The sequence below is a fragment of the Pseudomonas sp. KH_027 genome, from assembly GCF_057838565.1.
In genome coordinates, this window is record NZ_CM174470.1 from 2,476,432 (window position 1) to 2,495,356 (window position 18,925).

The 18,925-nt window shown below is 62.3% G+C and carries 13 protein-coding genes; 7 read left to right on the top strand and 6 right to left on the bottom strand.

Features of this window, described 5'->3' with window-relative positions; translation table 11 throughout:
- The first annotated feature begins 5 nt into the window (after window positions 1-5).
- The 6 genes from AC3IYG_RS11755 to AC3IYG_RS11780 all read left to right on the top strand — a co-directional run bounded on the left by AC3IYG_RS11755 (window position 6) and on the right by AC3IYG_RS11780 (window position 7,048).
- Window positions 6-314, top strand: coding sequence for a hypothetical protein (locus tag AC3IYG_RS11755; protein WP_489308575.1), 309 nt, complete (start codon window positions 6-8; stop codon window positions 312-314).
- Entirely contained in the window at window positions 304-1,347 is a 1,044-nt protein-coding gene (locus AC3IYG_RS11760) for a copper resistance protein B (RefSeq protein ID WP_489313897.1), read from the top strand. The genes AC3IYG_RS11755 and AC3IYG_RS11760 overlap by 11 nt, the downstream gene beginning before the upstream one ends.
- A 9-nt stretch (window positions 1,348-1,356) precedes the next feature.
- Entirely contained in the window at window positions 1,357-2,100 is a 744-nt protein-coding gene (locus tag AC3IYG_RS11765) for a c-type cytochrome (protein WP_489308577.1), read from the top strand.
- A gap of 476 nt (window positions 2,101-2,576) precedes the next feature.
- The gene (locus AC3IYG_RS11770; RefSeq protein WP_489308579.1) at window positions 2,577-4,433 is read left to right on the top strand and encodes a multicopper oxidase family protein; all 1,857 of its coding nucleotides are present in this window, start codon (window positions 2,577-2,579) and stop codon (window positions 4,431-4,433) included.
- 39 nt (window positions 4,434-4,472) lie between these two features.
- A complete protein-coding gene (locus tag AC3IYG_RS11775; RefSeq protein WP_489308580.1) occupies window positions 4,473-5,099 on the top strand; it encodes an SCO family protein in 627 nt (208 codons plus the stop codon).
- A gap of 461 nt (window positions 5,100-5,560) precedes the next feature.
- A complete protein-coding gene (locus AC3IYG_RS11780; RefSeq protein ID WP_489308582.1) occupies window positions 5,561-7,048 on the top strand; it encodes a sensor histidine kinase in 1,488 nt (495 codons plus the stop codon).
- Between the two features lie 41 nt (window positions 7,049-7,089).
- Here AC3IYG_RS11780 and AC3IYG_RS11785 read toward each other — a convergent pair whose 3' ends face one another.
- On the bottom strand, window positions 7,090-7,797 hold the full coding sequence (locus AC3IYG_RS11785; protein WP_489308584.1) for a response regulator: 708 nt from the start codon (window positions 7,795-7,797) through the stop codon (window positions 7,090-7,092).
- Window positions 7,798-8,100: 303 nt separating this feature from the next.
- Between AC3IYG_RS11785 and AC3IYG_RS11790 the strand changes: the two genes are divergently transcribed.
- A complete protein-coding gene (locus AC3IYG_RS11790) occupies window positions 8,101-8,610 on the top strand; it encodes a DUF1993 domain-containing protein (RefSeq protein ID WP_489308585.1) in 510 nt (169 codons plus the stop codon).
- 205 nt (window positions 8,611-8,815) lie between these two features.
- Here AC3IYG_RS11790 and AC3IYG_RS11795 read toward each other — a convergent pair whose 3' ends face one another.
- The 5 genes from AC3IYG_RS11795 to tpx all read right to left on the bottom strand — a co-directional run bounded on the left by AC3IYG_RS11795 (window position 8,816) and on the right by tpx (window position 18,853).
- Window positions 8,816-10,297, bottom strand: coding sequence for an efflux transporter outer membrane subunit (locus AC3IYG_RS11795; RefSeq protein ID WP_489308586.1), 1,482 nt, complete (start codon window positions 10,295-10,297; stop codon window positions 8,816-8,818).
- Between the two features lie 273 nt (window positions 10,298-10,570).
- Window positions 10,571-13,669: a multidrug efflux RND transporter permease subunit gene (locus AC3IYG_RS11800; RefSeq protein WP_489308587.1), complete on the bottom strand. Its 3,099-nt coding sequence runs from the start codon at window positions 13,667-13,669 to the stop codon at window positions 10,571-10,573.
- 109 nt (window positions 13,670-13,778) lie between these two features.
- Complete coding sequence (locus AC3IYG_RS11805) at window positions 13,779-16,871, bottom strand: MdtB/MuxB family multidrug efflux RND transporter permease subunit (RefSeq protein ID WP_489308589.1); 3,093 nt, start codon at window positions 16,869-16,871, stop codon at window positions 13,779-13,781.
- The gene (locus tag AC3IYG_RS11810; protein WP_489313898.1) at window positions 16,868-18,190 is read right to left on the bottom strand and encodes an MdtA/MuxA family multidrug efflux RND transporter periplasmic adaptor subunit; all 1,323 of its coding nucleotides are present in this window, start codon (window positions 18,188-18,190) and stop codon (window positions 16,868-16,870) included. Before AC3IYG_RS11810 ends, AC3IYG_RS11805 begins: the two co-directional genes overlap by 4 nt.
- A gap of 162 nt (window positions 18,191-18,352) precedes the next feature.
- Window positions 18,353-18,853, bottom strand: a complete 501-nt coding sequence (tpx, locus tag AC3IYG_RS11815) for a thiol peroxidase (RefSeq protein WP_489308591.1) — start codon at window positions 18,851-18,853, stop codon at window positions 18,353-18,355.
- Window positions 18,854-18,925 lie beyond the last annotated feature (72 nt).

An 18,925-nucleotide genomic window follows, 5' to 3' on the forward strand; every position in this document is an offset into this window, starting at 1 on the left:
CAATAATGAACAAATTCCTGAGTCGTAACACGCTGATCGCCAGTGCCTTTGCGGTTGGCTTGCTGGGTGTCATGCCAATGACCATCGCACTTGCTGATGACGATCATGGAGAGCACGCGCCATCCTCCGCTCCTGCTGCGAGCTCCACCGGCAAACCCGCCCCCCAGCAGAAGAGCCAGGCCGCTGACTCGCAAAAAATGGATCACGGCTCCATGAACCATGGTTCGATGGATCACAGCAAGATGGCGCATGGCTCGATGAACCATGCGCCCAACGCTAACAAGGCCGCTGCGGATCGAGATCATGACCAGTAGGTTTACACGTCCGACCCTGATGGCTCTGGCCGTTTCGATCAGCACGGTTACAGCCGGTCTGGCGAACGCTGCCGAGCCAATGGACCATTCGCTGCACTCAGCTTCGCCGACGCCTGCCGCGCTGGAAGCTAAGCCTGCAGCTAAAGCTGAATCCACGCCGCCCAAGCAGACCGATTCCAGCGCCGCCCAGATGGATCATTCGGCGATGGGACATGGCTCAATGGAGCCCATGGACCACAGTAAAATGGGTTCGATGGATCACGGCTCCATGGATCACAGCCAGATGAACCATGGCAGCACTGATGACGCGCCCCTGACTACGAGTCGGACTCCGATTCCGGTCCTGACCGATGCCGATCGCGAAGCCGCGTTCCCTCCGCTGCCTGGCCACGCGGTGCATGACCAGCAGCTCAACGCCTTCTTCCTGCTCGACCAACTGGAATACCAGGATGCCGATGCCGGCAGCACCCTCAATTGGGATGCTTCCGGATGGCTCGGCGGCGATATCGACCGCCTGTGGTTGCGTTCGGAGGGTGAGCGTACCAACGGTGTGACCGAGGAGGCTGAGATCCAAGCGCTCTGGGGGCACGCCATCGGCCCTTGGTGGGATGTCGTCACCGGTGTCCGGCAGGATTTCAAGCCCGGCTCGCCGCAAACCTGGGGCGCGTTCGGTATCCAGGGCATGGCGCTCTATGCCTTTGAGGCCGAAGCCACCGTGTTCATCGGCGAGAACGGTCAGACCGCCGCTCGACTGGAAGGTGACTACGACATCCTCCTCAGCAATCGCCTGATTTTGCAGCCGACGGCCGAGGTGAACGTCTACGGCAAGAACGACCCCGAGCGCGGCGTCGGTTCCGGGCTGGCCAATACCGAAGTCGGCCTGCGGCTGCGTTATGAAATTCGCCGGGAGTTCGCCCCCTATATCGGCGTCACCTGGAATCGCTCCTACGGCAATACCGCCGACCTGGCTCGCGATGCAGGTGAGGATGATAACGAGGCGCGCCTTGTCGCCGGTATTCGGATGTGGTTTTGAGGACCTGAGATGAAAAGAACAATTAAAACCTTAGTGGCAGCGAGTATCGTCGCAAGTGCCGCAGCAGGCGGCGGGGCCTACTTTGGCCTGGTTAACGTAGGCGCCGATGATCCCCACCTGCCGGTCGTGCATGCCTTCCTGGCCATGGCCCGTGATCGCTCCATCGAGGTGCGCTCCCGGGACATCCAGGTGCCCAACCTAGAGGATGAGGCGCTGATCCGCGCCGGGGCCGGCAACTACAACGCCATGTGCATTGGCTGCCACCTGGCACCGGGCACCGCAGAAACCGAGTTGAGCCAGAGCCTCTACCCCGCGCCGCCGAACCTGACGAAGGTCGGTGTGGACGGGAGCCCTGCAGCTGCGTTCTGGATCATCAAGCACGGCATCAAGGCCAGCGGCATGCCCGCCTGGGGCAAGAGCATGAGCGACCCGTACATCTGGGGCATGGTGGCTTTCCTGCAACAACTGCCGACTCTGGATGCCGAGAAGTACCAGGCCTTGATCGCATCCAGCGCTGGCCACCAGCATGGTGGTGGCGAGAGCAACATGCACAATCATGAGGGCCAGCACGGCAGTAAAGAGGCCAGCGCTGACGGTCACCATGATGCGGCACCTTCAGGTCATCAGGCTGCACAGCCTGCTGCTGAAGAAAAGGTCGACCAGCATGCCACTGAGGTGGCGCAAGAGGCCGCCACCCGGCCCTCAGCGGCGCACAGCCACCCTGGCAACAAGCGGGAAACCACGACCCATTAAAAATAATATTTTGTTTTACATGCACTTATATAGTCAAAAATATTATTAAGAATGAAAGTGACGGCAGATTGACATTGCGAGCAAACAGTACTTAAGTCTCAGTGAGAGTGTACTAGTTAGGAATGCTTCGCAGGAGAGGGCGGAGCGTCCTGTACTACGTCTATCGCTAGGGTGAACAAGATGGGCAAAACATCGCTCAGCCAAGCATTGATTGCGTCTTATCCTGCTGCACGTTTCTCACCGCAACTGCATGGCCCGCCGACAATCTGACCTATAACGCTTCCGTCTCGCGCGGCATGCGCATGGGCATGGACGAAACTGCCCATATCAACCCGCGAGCCGCGATCAGCTCAAGCGTTACCCCCATCCCCTTCTAATCAATCTTCTCCGTTCGAATACGTAGGGGAGTTCTGTGGGCACGTGTCGAGAATGTCCGCAGTCAGCACTGAGGAATGCGTTACAAGGAGTCCGTCATCATGAAATCCAAACGTTTGGATAGCAGGAAAGGCAAATTCCAGATCAAATCTCGTGGGGCAGCCATGCAGACGAATGGCTGCCCCGAAGTTTCGACCGCACCGTTGAACAAGGCCAGCGGCACGGATCGGCGCTCCTTCCTGAAACTAGGCGCCGTCGCAATGGCTGCCCCGCTGCTGCTCAGCGAGCAGCGCAGCGCCAATGCAGTCGACCCTCCAGCTCCAGCCCCACCCCCTAGCCCGGCTACCCTGCCCTGGCAGCAGGATCTACCGACCCAGATCACGCCGGTCTATCCGGTCAACCAGCTAACCCCCGCCCCCACCCTGGCGGCGAATATTGCAGGTGGTGAAGCCGGGCGAGCGCCGCACCAACGCTACAACGAGTTGATTGGCGCACTGGGCGCACCGTATTTCTACGAACTGAACGCCGTGGAGAGGCCTAACTGGGTTTTCAATCCGGCCTACCCGCCGCAACCGGTCTGGGTCTACCAAAGCAACACACCGGATCTGACCAGTTTCAGCCCAGTGGTTTTCGCGCGCTATGGCCAGCCCATCGTCTGCCGCATGAACAATCGGCTGCCGCAGAATCACACCGGGTTCGGCACACCCGAAATTTCCACCCATTTGCACAATCTGCACTCGCCATCCGAAAGCGATGGCTTCCCGGGCGACTACTACAGCCCACTCAAGGCCGGCCCGACCCTGACGGCCCCGGGGCGCTTCAAGGATCACTTCTACCCCAACATCTACGCCGGCTACGACCAGATGCAAAACCAGATCGGCGATTCGAACGAGGCCCTGGGCACGCTGTTCTACCATGACCACACGCTGGACTTCACCGCGCCCAACATGATTCGCGGCTTGTTCGGCTTTTACCTGCTGTTCGATACCCTGGACTCCGGCGACGAAGGCCCGCAGAGCAGTGGGCTGCGGCTGCCGAGCCACCCCTATGACTACACGCTGAGCTTTGGCGATCGGCGCTTCGACGCCAGCGGCCGGCTGTTCCACGACCAGTTCCACCCCGAAGGGGTGCTGGGCGACAAGGTGATCGTCAACGGCAAGATCGAGCCGGTATTGCGCGTCGCTAATCGCAAGTACCGTTTCCGCCTGCTGAATATCGGCCCGAGCCGCAATTACGAGCTGTACCTGACCCGCGCTAACGGCGTGGTGCAGACCTTCACTTACATCGCCAACGACGGCAACCTGTTGCCGGCGCCCCTGCTTAACCAGAGCAAGGTGCGCATCGGCGTAGCCGAGCGTGCGGATATCGTGGTGGACTTCTCCAGGTACCCGGTCGGCACCGAGCTGTACCTCGTCAACCGTCTGGTGCAGATCGACACGCGCAGGCCCGGCAACGTAGTCGCACCAGGTACCCAGCTGCTGAAAATCGTCGTCAACCGCACCGCAGCGGATGTCAGCCGGGTGCCGAGCGCGCTACGGCCATTGCCACCCCTGCCTACGGCGGCACAAATCGCCACATTCCCGGTTCGCCGCTGGGAGTTCAATCGCAGTGGGGCCATGTGGGCGATCAATAATCAGTTGGTCAACGTCAACGTCCCGCGCGCGCTGGTCCCCCAAGGCGCTTATGAGGTCTGGGAGTTGTCGAACATCGACGACGGCTGGATTCACCCGATCCATATCCACTTCGAGGAAGGACGGATTCTCAGCCGGACGTTCGAGGGGAGAAACTTCCCGGTACCGCCACATGAGCAAGGCCGCAAGGACGTTTATGTACTCCGTGGCCCCGAGACCATCCGGGTGCTCATACGCTTCCGTGACTTCAAAGGGAAGTACGTCATGCACTGCCACAACCTGATCCACGAGGATCACGCGATGATGCTGCGCTTCGACATCGTCTGATGTGCGCGCCACTCACGTCCGTGACACTGGAGGTATGAGATGAACACTCGCAGGAATCTCTTGGTCGGCCTGGGTACCGCCGCGCTGGGCTTTGTCGCCTGGCGCAGCGGCAGCGACCTGGTCGGGGCACAACTGGCTGGCGCTGACACCACTGGCGCCGGCTATTTCCCGAACATCACGCTCTACACCCATGAAGGCAAGCCGGTGCGGCTCTACGATGACCTGATCCGCGGCAAAGTGGTCGCCTTCAACATGATGTACACCTCGTGCGGCGGCTTTTGCCCGACCATGACGGCGAACCTGCGTGGGGTGCAGAAGTTGTTGGGCGAGCGTGTCGGGCGCGACGTATACATGTACTCGATCTCGTTGCAGCCCGAACTGGATACACCGCAGATCCTCAAGGCCTATGCCGAGCAGCACCATGTCGGCCCAGGCTGGTCGTTCCTGACCGGTGATCCCGCCGACATCGAGTTGTTGCGCTACAAGCTCGGCTTCTTCGATGTCGATCCGTTGGTCGATGGCAACAAGGCGAGCCACACGGGAATGGTCCGTATCGGCAACGACCGCATCAACCGCTGGACCATGGCCGCGGCGCGTTCCGATCCCGAGCAGATATTCAACACCATCAACCATGTCGACAATAGCGTCGTGCACACCGCCGCATAGGGCGAGCGGCTGCCCGCTCCACTGGCACGCTGGAACAACGCAGTGAGACCGGCACCCACCTTGAGTGGGTGGTGGCCTTTGTGCCCAACACTGTCCGGCCTGCCTATTGCTGAAACGTTGAGTCATTCTTTCGACAAGTTCGGTAAGCGTCAGAGCGCTCACGCCCCATACATCGCCACAAACTCGCCGAGCTTACGGGCGCTGGTAGTGCGCATCGAATCCTGCCGCCCAGCGTTCCTAGCCTCTGTAAGTAACGGCTGCAAAAATGGATTTACCCGGCTGGGCTAACACGCGAATTGAAACTACCTTGAATACGAGGCCAACGGACTGCGCAGGTAACCATGCCTGTGTCGAACACGCGCCGCTGATGGGTAGGCGGTCAACGCTGACGGGCGCTGCTGTCCGCTAGGTGATCGCGTTATGTGCCAGCGCTCAGCCAAGAGCATCCAGGAGTGGCTCAGATGTCTGCAGATGCAAAGACCGAACCCGGCTTCGAGGCTGTTGCGCCGGCATCGCCCGAGCCGCTCAGAGAGTTACCGCGCGTTCAAGCACCGGCCTGGTGGCGGTCGGCGTGCAAGCATTTACGCGAACTGAATCGCTCCACGCAGTTCGTGATTGCCGCGACGATCATCCTGGGCAGCACGATGGCGTTTGTCGGCAACCTCGTCAGCCACAGGATCGAGCGCGATGCGACTCAGAGCGCTGGCGAAGCGGCGGCGCTCTACATGGAGGCCTTTCTCGCCCCTTACATCCAGGAACTGGCCACGAGCCGAAAACTATCTGCCGAGAGCACTCTGGCAATCGACAAGCTGCTGTCAAACACCTCGATCAACCGACACATCGTTTCGATAAAGATCTGGCTGCCGGATGGCACGAATATCTACAGCACCAGCAAACTGCTGCTGTTCAGGAACTACCCGAAAGACCCTATCGAGCAGGTTATGCAAGGCATGATCGTCACCCGCTTGGCTGCCTTGGATAATGAAGAGCATGCCTATGAACGCAACCTGAATATGCTGCTCTATGAAACCTATGTACCGCTGCGCAAATTTGGCGCCGAAAAGATTCTCGCCATCGGCGAGTTCTATGAGATGGAGCATGAAATCGACAGCCTGCAGCAGGAGGTCTGGGCGGTTATCGCGGCGGCAACCTTGGCCATGCTTTCGCTGCTGTTCTTCATCGTCAGACGTGGCGATCGGATCATCGAACGCCAGCAACTGACCCTCAAGTTGCAGATGCAGGAGCAAGCCCAACTGCACGTGCAAAACACCGCCCTTCAAGATCGGATCACCACGGCTAACCACGAGTTTTCCAGGATCAGCGAACTCATACTGCGCCGGCTCGGCGCCGATCTGCATGATGGCCCTGCCCAGCTCTTGACCCTTACGTTGCTGCGCCTCGATGAACTCGGCGAGTTGCGCGACCGTTACCTGCAGGATGAGGCGCTCTCGGGCGGCGATGTACTGGAGATCATCCGCGGGGCCAGCCAGGAGGCCCTGCGCGAAATCCGCGACATTTCCCGCGGGTTGGCGCTTCCGGAAATCAATGGTTTGAGCTTGCGCGAAGAGTTGCTGCTGGTGGCCCATCGTCATGAACAGCGAACCGAAACGAAAGTAACGCTGACGCTTGGCCCTCTCCCGGACAATGTTCCACTGCCGTTCAAATTCTGTATTTACCGCTTCGTCCAGGAGGCGCTGAACAATGCTTTCCATCACGCGGACGGAAAAGGCCAGAAAGTCAGCGCCTCACACGAAGCCGGCCTGCTTGAACTGCACGTCGAGGATGCGGGCGGGGGCTTTCAGCTAGAGGGCCTGACGAGCCCGAGCCGCGGTAGAACGCGTTTGGGCCTGGCTGGCATGCGCTACCGCGTCGAGTCGCTGGGCGGTGTATTCAGCATTGACTCGACGCCCGGGGTTGGAACCAAGATCAAGGCGCAATTCACGCTGTGAGCGGCGCCTGACGCACGATTGCGGACACAATGGCGGCTGCTCTAGCTCCGGGAGCGCTCATCGCCACCCGGCACGCCTGCACCGGGGAGCCGCGAGCTGATGTTCGAGGCGCGCTCTTCAGCCCAGTATTGCTTCGCAGCGGTGACCGCCTCCACCCGATTCCGGGCGTGGAGCTTCAACATCACTTGGGTCATGTAGTACTTCACCGTTTTCTCACTGAGCGAGAGTTTGGCTGCCACTTCGCGATTGGTAAGGCCTTTCGATACCTCCCGAATGATTTGTTCCTCGCGTACGCTCAGCTCAACTTTCGTCTCGCCCTCTCCACCCTCGTGGAAATTGCTCAGCAGCTTGCTGGCAATCGCCGGCGAAATGAACGTCTCGCCACTGGCAACGTTCCTGATCGCCTGCGCGAGCTCCGGGCCGCTCACGCCTTTGAGCACGTAGCCATGGGCACCCGCTTCCATGGCCGAATACACGTCGTCCTCGGCTTCAGAGACGGTCAGCATCAAGACTTTGACGGTAGGTCGCGATGCGGCGATGGCGCGCACGGCGGCAAAGGTGTCGCCGGGCATATTCACATCCATCAGCAACACATCAGGCACGCAGCGCGTGGCAATCCGTTGGGCGTCCTCGGCACATTCGCCTTGGTCCACAACATGAAAGTCTTCAATTTTTATCAGCGCGGCGGCGACGCCCTGCCTCAAGAGTGGATGATCATCGACGATGCCGATCCTGATCCTGGACTTCATAGAGCCCTCCGTGAGGCTTCTGCTAATCATTGCCGGTTCCGTTCGCCTTAACTTCAATCAAGCAACCTGTGCCGATGCCCGACCCGTTAATGAGACTTGCAGCGCTCGGATCAGTCTTGAGTAGTAGCAGGTTGTCGCCGCTTTTGCCTGCCGGCATTTCGCTGCCGCGCCGCGTTTGCAGCAACGAGCTGTAGCGCACGGTGTCGATTGAAACGACTGATTTCTGCGTACCTATCGATCAAGGTAAGGCCTGCATTGAGGTAATCGTTATACTCACGCCCACATTTGATCCCGGAGACTGTCATGACCATTTCCCTCTACGCCGCATCCATTCCCGTTTTCAAGCAGATGCTCGGCAGCTTGAGCGACCTGCTGCACAAGGCTGAAGCCCACGCCACGGCAAAAAGCATCGATCCCAATGCCCTGCTGCAGGCCCGCCTGTACCCGGACATGTTCCCCCTGACCCGCCAGGTGCAGATCGCAGCCGATTTCGCCCGTGGTGTGTCGGCGCGGCTGGCCGGTGTAGAAGTGCCCAAGTTCGACGACAACGAGCAGACCTTTGCCGATCTGCAAACCTTGTTGAGCAAGACCCTGGCATTCGTGGATGGCTTCAGCGCCGCGCAGATCGATGGCAACGAAGCGCGTGAGATCGTCACCCGCCCAGGCACGCCGAAGGAGAAGACGTTCACGGGCCAAGCCTACCTGCTCAGCTATGGCCTGCCGCAGTTCTTCTTCCACGTCACCACCACCTACGCACTGCTGCGTCACAACGGTGTGGAAGTGGGTAAGCGCGACTACATGGGCGCGTTCTAAGCCTGCGCTAAGGGCGAGTCGCGGTAGCCGCGGCTTGCTCTGTGTAGGAGTGGGCCATGCCCTCGATGATGTGCTTGAAAAACATCGCGGCCATGGGCCGCTCCTACGGTTACAGGCCGTGAGTTCGGCGTAATCTGCAGATGCGGCTCGCGCTAGTCGGTGGGAGCGCTTGCCGCATGTCGCCCTCACGCTCTGGCGCCTGGCTCTATTTCTCCGCTTCCGTCTCGGACAGTTCTTCGACCTGCCAACCACCGCCCAGCGCGGCGATCAACTGCACACTGGCGGTCAGGCGGCTGCCGAACAGGGTCAGCACGCTGCGTTCGTTGGACAAGGCGGTGGTCTGCACCGTGACCACATTCAGGTAATCGATGGTGCCAGCCTTGTACTGGTTATTGATCAGCCGCAGCGATTCGCGCGCCGAATCCAGCGCCTCCTGCTGTACCCCGCTCTCCTCGGCCAGCACATCCAACTGCACCAGGTAATCTTCGACTTCGCGAAAGCCGGTCAGCACGGTTTGCCGGTAATTGGCCACGGTCGAGTCGTAACTGGCTTCGGCCTGCTCCACCCGTGAACTGATCAAACCACCGTCGAACAGGGTCATGGCGAATTCCGGGCCGATCGACCAATAACGGTTCGGCACGCTGAGCAATTGACTGAGGCTGTCGTTGCGATAGCCACCCGCCGCGCTCAGGGTCAGGTCCGGGTAATAGGCGGCCTTGTTCACGCCGATCAAGGCGTTGGCGGAAATCACCTCACGCTCGGCGGCGGCAATGTCCGGGCGCCGTTGCAGCAGTTGCGAAGGCACGGCGGCAGGAATCTGCGGCAGGCTGGGCAAGCTGTCCTGCACCGTCAGGCTGAATTCCGAGGGCGGCACGCCCACCAGCACGGCGATCGCATGTTCGAGTTGCGCACGCTGGTATTTCAGGTCGATGGCCTGGGCCTGGGTGCTTTTCAGCTGGGTGCGTGCCTGGGCGACGTCGGCTTTGGTGACGATCCCGGCGCGGTATTGGTTCTCGGTGAGCTTGAGCGAGCGCGCATAAGCCTCGGTCGTGGCATCGAGCAGGCGCTTTTGCGCATCCAGCACGCGCAGTTGCAGGTAATTCTGCGCCAGCTCCGACTGCTGGCTGAGCTTGGTCGCGGCCAGGGTCGCCTTGCTGGCCTCGGCACTGGCGCTGTCGGACTCCAACTGCCGGCGCAACTTGCCCCACAGGTCCAGCTCCCAGCTCACGCCAAGGCTGGCCTGATAGCTGTTGGAGATCCCGCCGGAGCTGGCGCTGTTGACCGTCGAGCCATCGGCCAGGCGCACGGTGCTGCCGCCAGACGCTTGGCCCGAGCGGGTTTTGCCGAAGTTCGCCGACAGATTAGGGAAAAACGAGGCCCGCGCGCCACGAGCCAGGGCCTGCGCCTGGCGGTATTGCGCCTCGGCCTGGGCCAGTGTCTGGTTGGATTGTTCCAGCCGTTGCTGCAGGCCGTCCAATACCGGGTCGCCATACAGCGCCCACCAGGCGCCACGGTGCAGCGCATCGCTGGGCTCGGCGATGCGCCAACCTTCGGCCTGCTTGAAGCTGGCCGGCACGTCGATGCTCGGCGTCTGGTAGTCCGGCCCGACGGCGCAGCCTGCCAGTCCGGCGGCAATCGCCAACACCAGGGCCGACGCCTGCGCAAGACGATGGGAATACAGGCTCATAACGGGTTCTCCAACGAAGCATCGGTGCATAGGGCGTGTTCACTATAAATGGCGGATCGCGTTGGCTCTGTGCTCGTGTCAGGCAAGGCGCGGGATGCAGAAGATGCTTATTGCCTCTTCAAGTCCCGCAACACCGCATGGCACGAGCACAGAGTCAACCCGCAGGGCCGTGCCCCGCAAAGCGCAATCCGTCGTTACTCGTCGTTCATTTGGAATAACCAAACCTCACTCCTCTTGCCTAGTCTTGCGCTTTGCGGGGCGACGGCGCGACCGTCACTTATAGTGAACACGCCCTAAACCTCGGCGGCGGTTGACCCAGTGGCGCAAGCGGTCGAGGTACAGGTAGACCACCGGTGTGGTGTACAGCGTGAGCAGTTGGCTGGCGATCAAACCGCCGACGATGGTGATCCCCAGCGGGCGGCGCAGCCCGGCATCGCCGCTGACGCCGAAAATCAGTGGCAGCGCGCCCAGCAAGGCCGCCAGGGTGGTCATCATGATCGGCCGGAAGCGTTTGACGCAGGCTTCGAGGATCGCCTCGCGCGGGCTCAGGCCCAGGCGGCGCTCGGCCTCCAGAGCGAAGTCGATCATCAGGATGGCGTTTTTCTTGACGATGCCGATCAGCAGGATGATGCCGATCAGGGCGATCAGCGACAGCTCGCTGCGGCAGATGATCAAGGCCAGCAGCGCGCCGACTCCCGCCGACGGCAGTGTGGAGAGGATAGTCAGCGGGTGCACATAGCTCTCGTAGAGGATGCCGAGCACGACGTACACCGAAACCAGGGCCAGCAGGATCAACCAGGGCATGTTGTTCTGCGTCTGCTGCACGGCGCCGGCGCTACCCTCGAAGCTGACCTGGATATCCAACGGCAGCTGCAAAGGCTCCAGCGCGGCCATGATCGCATCCCGTGTCGGGCCGATCAGCGCCTTCGGTGCCAGGTTGAAGGAGAAGGTGATCGCCGCGAACTGCCCCTGGTGGTTGACCGACAGCGGCGCGGTGCTCGGCTCGAAATGGCTGAACTCGGCCAGCGGTGCGCGCTGCCCGGCACTGCCGATGACGTACATCTGCCGGAGAATTTCCGGGCTCTGCTGGTATTGCGCGGCAACTTCCATCACCACGTGGTACTGGTTCAGCGGGTTGTAGATGTTGGCGACCTGCCGCTGGCCGAAGGAGTTGTTCAGCACTTCGTCCACCAGCGCCACGTCCACGCCCAGGCTGGCGGCGCGATCGCGGTCGATCACCAGCAGGCTTTGCACGCCCTTGTCCTGGGAATCGCTGTTGAGGTCCACCACCTGCGGCACGGCGCGCATTGCCGCTTCGATCTTCGGCGCCCATTCGCGCAGCAGTTTCAGGTCGTCGCTACGCAGGGTGAACTGGTTGCTGGCATTGCTATCGCGGCCGCCTAAGCGCAAATCCTGCCCGGCGTTGAGGTACAGCGCGGCACCGGGGATTTTCGCCAGTTGCGGCCGCAGGCGCGCCAGTACGGTATTGACCGCATCCCGCTCGCCTATGGGTTTCAGGGTGACGAAGAAGGAGCCGGTGTTAGCCGATTGCCAGCGCCCACCGCCGACGAAACCGACCACGTTTTCCACCGCCGGGTCGGCGCCGAGGATGGCCCGAAACGCCTCCATCTTCTTCTGCAAGGCCTGGAAGGAAATACTCTGGTCGGCCACCGCGAAGCCGCGCAGGCGGCCGGAGTCCTGCTCCGGCAGGAAGCCCTTGGGCACCACCGCGAACAGGTAGAGATTCAGCGCGATGCAACCGGCCATGATCGCCAGCATCAGCCGTGAATGGCTGAGCGCCCACTCCAGGCTGCGCTGGTAGCGCTGCATCAAGCCTTGGAAAAAGCGGTTTTCTTGCGTCGGTTCGGCCTGCGCAGCGGACTGGTCGCGGGGCTTGAGCAGCCGTGCGCAGAGCATCGGCGTCAGCGTCAGGGAAACCACCAGCGACACCAGGATCGCCGCCGACAGCGTGACCGAGAATTCGCGGAACAGACGGCCCATGATCCCGCCCATCAACAGGATCGGGATGAACACCGCCACCAGTGACAGGGTCATCGACAGCACCGTGAAGCCGACTTCGCGCGCGCCGTGGATCGAGGCTTGCAGCGGCGACTCGCCCTCCTCGATGCGCCTGGCGATGTTCTCCACCACCACAATGGCATCGTCGACGACAAAGCCGGTGGCGACGATCAGCGCCATCAACGACAGGTTGTTCAGCGAGAAATCGCACAGGTACATGACTGCGAAGGTGCCGACCAGCGACACCGGCACCGCCAGCGCCGGGATCAGCGTGGCGCGTGGGCTGCGCAGGAACAGGTAAACCACCAGAATCACCAGCGCCACGGAGATCAGCAAGGTGATCTCCGCCTCTTCCAGCGAGGCACGGATGCTCGGGCTGCGATCGTCCATCACCCTGAGCGTGACCTGCGGCCCGATCAACTCCTGCAACTCCGGCAGCAGCGCGTGCATGGCGTCGGTGGCCTCGATGATATTGGCGCCCGGCTGGCGGGTGACGATCAGCAGCACAGCCGGGCTGTTGCCGGAAAAGCCGGCGTTGCGCACGTCTTCCACGGCGTTACTGACCTGGGCGATATCCCCCAGGCGGATGGCGGCACCGGTTTCGGCGCTGTAATGGACGATCACCGGCAAGTAATCGCTGGCCTTGCGCAACTGGTCGTTGGCGTCCACCTGCCATTGCCGCTCATCGCTCTCGATCGCACCCTTGGGGCCGTTCGAGTTGGTATTGGCGATGGCCGTGCGCACGCTGTCGAGGGCGATGCCGAACTGGCTCAAGGCATCCGGGTTGAGGTCAACGCGCACGGCGGGCAACGAGCTGCCGCCGATGCTGACCTGGCCGATGCCCTTGACCTGGGACAGCCGTGGCGACACCAGGGTCGAGGCCATGTCGTACATTTCGCCGCGGGTGTAGCTGTCCGAGGTCAGCGTCAGCACCATCACCGGCGAGTCAGAAGGGTTGGCCTTGCGGTAGGTCGGGTTGCTCGGCATGCCGCTGGGCAACAGGCTGCTGGCGGCGCTGATGGCCGCCTGGACTTCCCGCGCCGCGCCCTCGATGTTCTTTTCCAGCTCGAACTGAATGATGATGGTGGTCGAGCCCAGCGAGCTGCTCGAGGTCATTTCGCTGATCCCGGAGATCCGCCCCAGGGCGCGCTCCAGTGGCGTGGCCACCGAAGAGGCCATGGTTTCCGGGCTGGCGCCAGGCATCGCCGCGCTGACCATGATGGTGGGGAAATCCACCTGCGGCAGCGGCGCCACCGGTAACAGGCCAAACGACAGCCAGCCGGCCAGCAGCAAGGCCAGGGTCAGCAGCGTGGTCGCCACCGGGCGACGGATAAAGGGCATCGAGAGGTTCATGCCGGCCTGCACCCGTAGGGAGGGTTAGCCGCGAAGGCGGCGTAACCCTCCATCGACTCCGGTGGGTGGGTTACGGCCTGCGGCCTAACCCACCCTACGATAAAGCGCCTCATGCGTGCGCCTCTAGCGCGCCGCGCTGGCCGAAGCGCTGCGCCAGGCGGTCGAAGGCCAGGTAGATCACCGGCGTGGTGAACAGCGTCAGCACCTGGCTGAGCAACAGCCCGCCGACCATGGCGATCCCCAACGGCTGGCGCAGCTCCGCCCCGGCCCCGGAGGCGAGCATCAGCGGCAGCGCGCCGAGCAGCGCGGCCAGGGTGGTCATCAGGATCGGCCTGAAGCGCAGCAGGCAGGCCTGGTAGATCGCATCCGCCGGGCTCATGCCCTGGTTGCGCTCCGCATCGAGGGCGAAGTCGATCATCATGATCGCGTTTTTCTTGACGATACCGATCAGCAGGATGATGCCGATGATCGCCACGATGCCGATCTCCTCCCCCGCCAGCATCAACGCCAGCAAGGCCCCGACCCCGGCCGAGGGCAGCGTGGAGAGGATGGTCACCGGGTGGATGAAGCTCTCGTAGAGAATGCCCAGCACGATGTACATGGTCACCACCGCCGCCAGAATCAACAGCAGCGTGCTCGACAGCGACGACTCGAACGCCAGCGCCGCACCACGGAAGCTGGTCTGCAGGCCGACCGGCAGGTCCATCTGCTGTTCCACCGCACGAATCGCTTCCACCGCCTCGCTCAAGGCAACGTCCGGCGCAAGGTTGAACGACAGGGTCGCCGCCGGGAACTGGCTGATGTGGTTGATCGCCAGCAAGGTGTGGCGCTCCTCGATGCGGGCCAATGCCGAGAGCCGCACCTGCACCCCGTCGGTGCCGCTGACGTAGAGGTTTTCCAGCGCCTGCGGACCAAGCTGGAACTGTGGTGCCACCTCCAGCACCACCCGGTACTGGGTGGCCTGGGTGAAGATGGTGGAGATCAACCGCTGGCCGAAGGCGTTGTACAGCGCGCTGTCGACGTCGGCCAGGGACACGCCCAGGCGTGAGGCGGCGTCGCGGTCGATATTGACGAAGGCCTGCAACCCCTTGTCCTGCCAGTCGCTGGCCACGTCGGCGAGTTCCGGCAACTGTTGCAGGCGCTCGACCAGCAGCGGCACCCACTTGGCCAGCACCTCCGGGTTGGAGTCCTGCAAGGTGAACTGGTACTGGGTGCGCGCGACGCGATCCTCGATGGTCAGATCCTGCACCGGCTGCAGGTACAGGCGGATGCCGGCGACTTCGGCGAGCTTGGGTTGCAGCCGACGGATCACCTCGGTGGCGCTCACGTCGCGCTGGCCGTGGGGCTTGAGGTTGATCAGCATGCGCCCGGTATTCAGCGTGGCGTTGCTGCCATCCACGCCGATAAAGGAAGACAGGCTTTCCACCGCCGGGTCGGCCAGCAGCACCTTGGACAAGTCCTGCTGGCGCGCCGCCATGGCCTGGAAGGAGATCGACTGCGGCGCCTCGGCGATGCCCTGGATCACCCCGGTGTCTTGCACCGGAAAGAACCCCTTGGGCATCAGCACGTAGAGCAGCGCGGTGAGCACCAGGGTGCCGATGGCGACCAGCAAGGTCAGCGGCTGATGGCGCAGCACCACGCGCAAGGCGCGACCGTAGCGCTCGATCATGCCGTCGATGACGGCGCCAGCGGTGCGGGAAAAGCGCCCTTGTTTCTCCTCGGGGATGTGTCGCAGCAGCTTGGCGCAGAGCATTGGCGTCAAGGTCAGCGAGACGATGCCGGAAATCAGGATCGCCACCGCCAGGGTGATGGCGAATTCGCGGAACAGCCGCCCCGCCACATCGCCCATGAACAGCAGCGGGATCAGCACGGCGATCAGGGAGAAGGTCAGCGAGATGATGGTGAAACCAATCTGCTTCGAGCCCTTGAGCGTGGCTTCCAGCGGGCCGTCGCCCTCTTCCAGGTAGCGGGTGATGTTTTCCACCATGACGATGGCGTCATCGACCACGAAACCGGTGGCGATGGTCAGCGCCATCAGCGACAGGTTGTTCATCGAGAAGCCGGCCAGGTACATCACGCCGAAGGTGCCGATCAGCGACAGCGGCACCGCCAGGCTGGGAATCAGGGTGGCGGAAAAATTGCGCAGAAACAGGAAGGTCACCATCACCACCAGGGCGACGGCCAGCACCAACTCGAACTGCACATCGGCCACCGAAGCACGGATGGTTGTGGTGCGGTCGGTCAGCACCTTTACTTCCAGGCTGCCCGGCAGGCTGGCTTGCAGTTGCGGCAGCATGGCCTTGATGCGATCGACCACCTCGATGACGTTGGCGCCCGGCTGGCGCTGGATGTTCAGCACCACCGCCGGCGTGGTGTTGGCCCAGGCGGCGAGGCGGACGTTTTCCGCCGCGTCGTCGACGCTGGCAATGTCTTTCAAGCGCAGCGGCGCGCCGTTCAGGTAGGCCACCACCAGCTCGCGGTAAGCCGAGGCGGATTTCAGCTGGTCGTTGGCGTCCAGGGTCGAAGCCCGGGTCGGGCCGTCGAAGCTGCCTTTCGGGCCGTTGAGGTTGTTGTTCGAGACCGTGGTGCGCAGGTCATCCAGGCTCAGCCCGGCGGCGGCGAGGGCCACCGGGTTGGCGCGAATCCGCACCGCCGGGCGCTGCCCACCGCTGATGCTGACCAGGCCGACCCCGGAAATCTGCGAGATTTTCTGTGCCAGGCGGGTGTCCACCAGGTCCTGCACCTGCGGCAACGGCAGGTTGGTCGACGTCACCGCCAGCGTCAGGATCGGCGCATCGGCCGGGTTCACCTTGCTGTACGAGGGCTCGTACGGCAGGTCGTTGGGCAAGAGGCTCTGCGCGGTATTGATCGCCGCCTGGACACCCTGCTCGACCACATCGAGGTCGCTTTCCAGGGTGAATTGCAGGGTGATCACCGAGGCCCCGCCCGAGCTGCTGGAGGACATCTCGTTCAGGCCGGGGATCTGCCCGAGCTGGTTTTCCAGCGGCGCGGTCACCGACGACGTCATGATCTCCGGGCTGGCGCCGGGATACAGGGTGACCACCTGGATGGTCGGGTAATCGACTTCCGGCAAGGCCGAAATCGGCAGGAAGCGGTAGGCGATGATCCCCGCCAGCAGGATCGCGACCATCAACAGAGTGGTCGCGACCGGCCGCAGGATGAACGGGCGCGACGGGTTCATTGCGCGGCCCCGGTCTTGGCCCCTTGAGCTTGGCGGGCGGCACCTTGGATGGTGTCATCGCCCTGGCCGAAGGGCTTCTGCCCGGTGTCTTCGCTCTCGGCTTTCTGCACCTGTTCAGGCGCGGCGATCCGCACCGCCATGCCATCGCGCAGACGGTCGGTGCCTTCGGTCACCACCTGCTCTCCAGCTTGCAGGCCCTGCTCCACCACGACCTGCTCGCCTTCGCTGATGCCCAGGGTGATCGGTCGCTGGGCGACCTTGTCGCCCTCGCCGAGCACATATACGTAGATGCCGTCATTGCCGCGCTGCACGGCATTGGCCGGGATCAGCAACACATCCTTCAAGGTCTCGGCGAGCAGGCGCACGTTGACGAACTGATTGGGGAAAAGCGAGTGGTCGGCGTTGTCGCCGCTGTTATTGGCAAATCGGGCCTTGAGCTTGACCGTGCCGGTGGTGGTATCGATCTGGTTGTCCACGGCAACCAGTTCCCCCTTGGCCAGGGTCAGGTCCTTATTGCGATCCAGCGCCTCTACCGGCATCACCTGCTTGGTGTTGAGCTGGCGCACCACGGTGCCGAGCTGCTGCTGCGGCAGGTTGAAGACCACGGCGATCGGCCGCACCTGGGTGATGACCACCAGCGGCGTGGTGTCGCTGGAGCTCACCAGGTTGCCGACATCGACCTGGCGCAAGCCCAGCCGGCCACTGATCGGCGCACGGATTTCGGTGAAGGCCAGGTTCAGCTTGGCATCGTCCACCTGGCCCTGATTGGTCATCAGGGTGCCCTGGTACTGGCTGAGCAAGGCCGCCTGGGTGTCCAGGGTCTGCTTGGCGATGGAATCTTCGGCATACAGGCCGCGATAGCGTTCGAGGTCGATCTCGGCGTTTTTCAACTGTGCGCGGTTTTGCTGCAGGGTGCCTTCGGCTTGCGCCAGCGCGGCACGATAGGTGCGTGGGTCGACCACCGCAAGCAAGTCGCCGGCCTTCACTTCCTGGCCTTCGGTGAACAGTACTTTGACCAGTTCGCCGCTGACTCGCGGCTTGATATTCACGGTATTGAAGGCCGTCACGGTGCCGAGCGCGTGGTAATGCACGTCGAGATCGGCGCGTTCGACCTTGCTCACGCTCACCGTCATGCCGGCAGCACCACCGGGTGGCCCCATCCCCGGACGGCCTCTGACCTTGGCTTCGTTGGGCACCGCCGAGCCGGAGGGCGCGGACAACCAGATGACCAGCAACACCACGCCGGCAAAAGCGGCGGCGGTGATCAACCAGGGGCGAAGTGTGCGGAACTTGGAGGCTTTAGCGGTGTTCAAGCTCATGGTCATCGTCGACTGCAGGATTCGAGCGCGAACGATAAGCACTCTTAGGCTTGGCGGAAAGCCTCTTTACCGGCTTTTTACCTATCCCTGACCTTTTCTAAGCGACTGACGCACAAATAAAAACGGCCTGCAGAGGCAGGCCGTTCGATGTGTTGCAACGTATTACTTGAGAGCGGCTACCGCAGCCTCGTAGTTCGGCTCGCTGCCGATCTCGGCAACCAGCTCGCTGTGCAGTACCTTGTCGTTCTCGTCCAGCACCACCACCGCGCGGGCGGCAACGCCAGCCAGCGGGCCGTTGGCGATAGCGACGCCATAATCCTTGAGGAATTCGGCACCGCGCATGGTCGACAGGTTGACCACGTTGGCCAGACCTTCAGCACCGCAGAAACGCGCCTGGGCGAACGGCAGATCGGCGGAAATGCACAGCACCACGGTATTGGCCAGCTTGCTGGTTTCGGCGTTGAACTTGCGTACCGAGGTGGCGCAGGTCGGAGTGTCGACGCTTGGGAAAATGTTCAGCACTTTGCGCTTGCCGGCCAGGCTGGCCAGGGTCACATCAGCCAAATCCTGGCCAACCAGGCTGAACGCCGGCGCTTGCTGGCCGACGTCTGGCAGTTCGCCGCTGACCTGGATGGGGTTGCCTTTGAGGGTCACTTGAGCCATGGAGTTGCTCCTTATGTTGGGGGGTTGTTAGGCTGGAAATGTTAGCTGACAGAGTTAATCACGGACGGGTGA

Coding starts and splice junctions, on each gene's coding strand:
- AC3IYG_RS11755 (WP_489308575.1), top strand. CDS start 6: ATGAACAAATTCCTGAGTCGTAACACGCTGATCGCCAGTGCCTTTGCG.
- AC3IYG_RS11780 (WP_489308582.1), top strand. CDS start 5,561: ATGTCTGCAGATGCAAAGACCGAACCCGGCTTCGAGGCTGTTGCGCCG.
- AC3IYG_RS11765 (WP_489308577.1), top strand. CDS start 1,357: ATGAAAAGAACAATTAAAACCTTAGTGGCAGCGAGTATCGTCGCAAGT.
- AC3IYG_RS11800 (WP_489308587.1), bottom strand. CDS start 13,669: ATGAACCTCTCGATGCCCTTTATCCGTCGCCCGGTGGCGACCACGCTG.
- AC3IYG_RS11805 (WP_489308589.1), bottom strand. CDS start 16,871: ATGAACCCGTCGCGCCCGTTCATCCTGCGGCCGGTCGCGACCACTCTG.
- AC3IYG_RS11795 (WP_489308586.1), bottom strand. CDS start 10,297: ATGAGCCTGTATTCCCATCGTCTTGCGCAGGCGTCGGCCCTGGTGTTG.
- tpx (WP_489308591.1), bottom strand. CDS start 18,853: ATGGCTCAAGTGACCCTCAAAGGCAACCCCATCCAGGTCAGCGGCGAA.
- AC3IYG_RS11785 (WP_489308584.1), bottom strand. CDS start 7,797: ATGAAGTCCAGGATCAGGATCGGCATCGTCGATGATCATCCACTCTTG.
- AC3IYG_RS11790 (WP_489308585.1), top strand. CDS start 8,101: ATGACCATTTCCCTCTACGCCGCATCCATTCCCGTTTTCAAGCAGATG.
- AC3IYG_RS11810 (WP_489313898.1), bottom strand. CDS start 18,190: ATGAGCTTGAACACCGCTAAAGCCTCCAAGTTCCGCACACTTCGCCCC.
- AC3IYG_RS11760 (WP_489313897.1), top strand. CDS start 304: ATGACCAGTAGGTTTACACGTCCGACCCTGATGGCTCTGGCCGTTTCG.
- AC3IYG_RS11775 (WP_489308580.1), top strand. CDS start 4,473: ATGAACACTCGCAGGAATCTCTTGGTCGGCCTGGGTACCGCCGCGCTG.
- AC3IYG_RS11770 (WP_489308579.1), top strand. CDS start 2,577: ATGAAATCCAAACGTTTGGATAGCAGGAAAGGCAAATTCCAGATCAAA.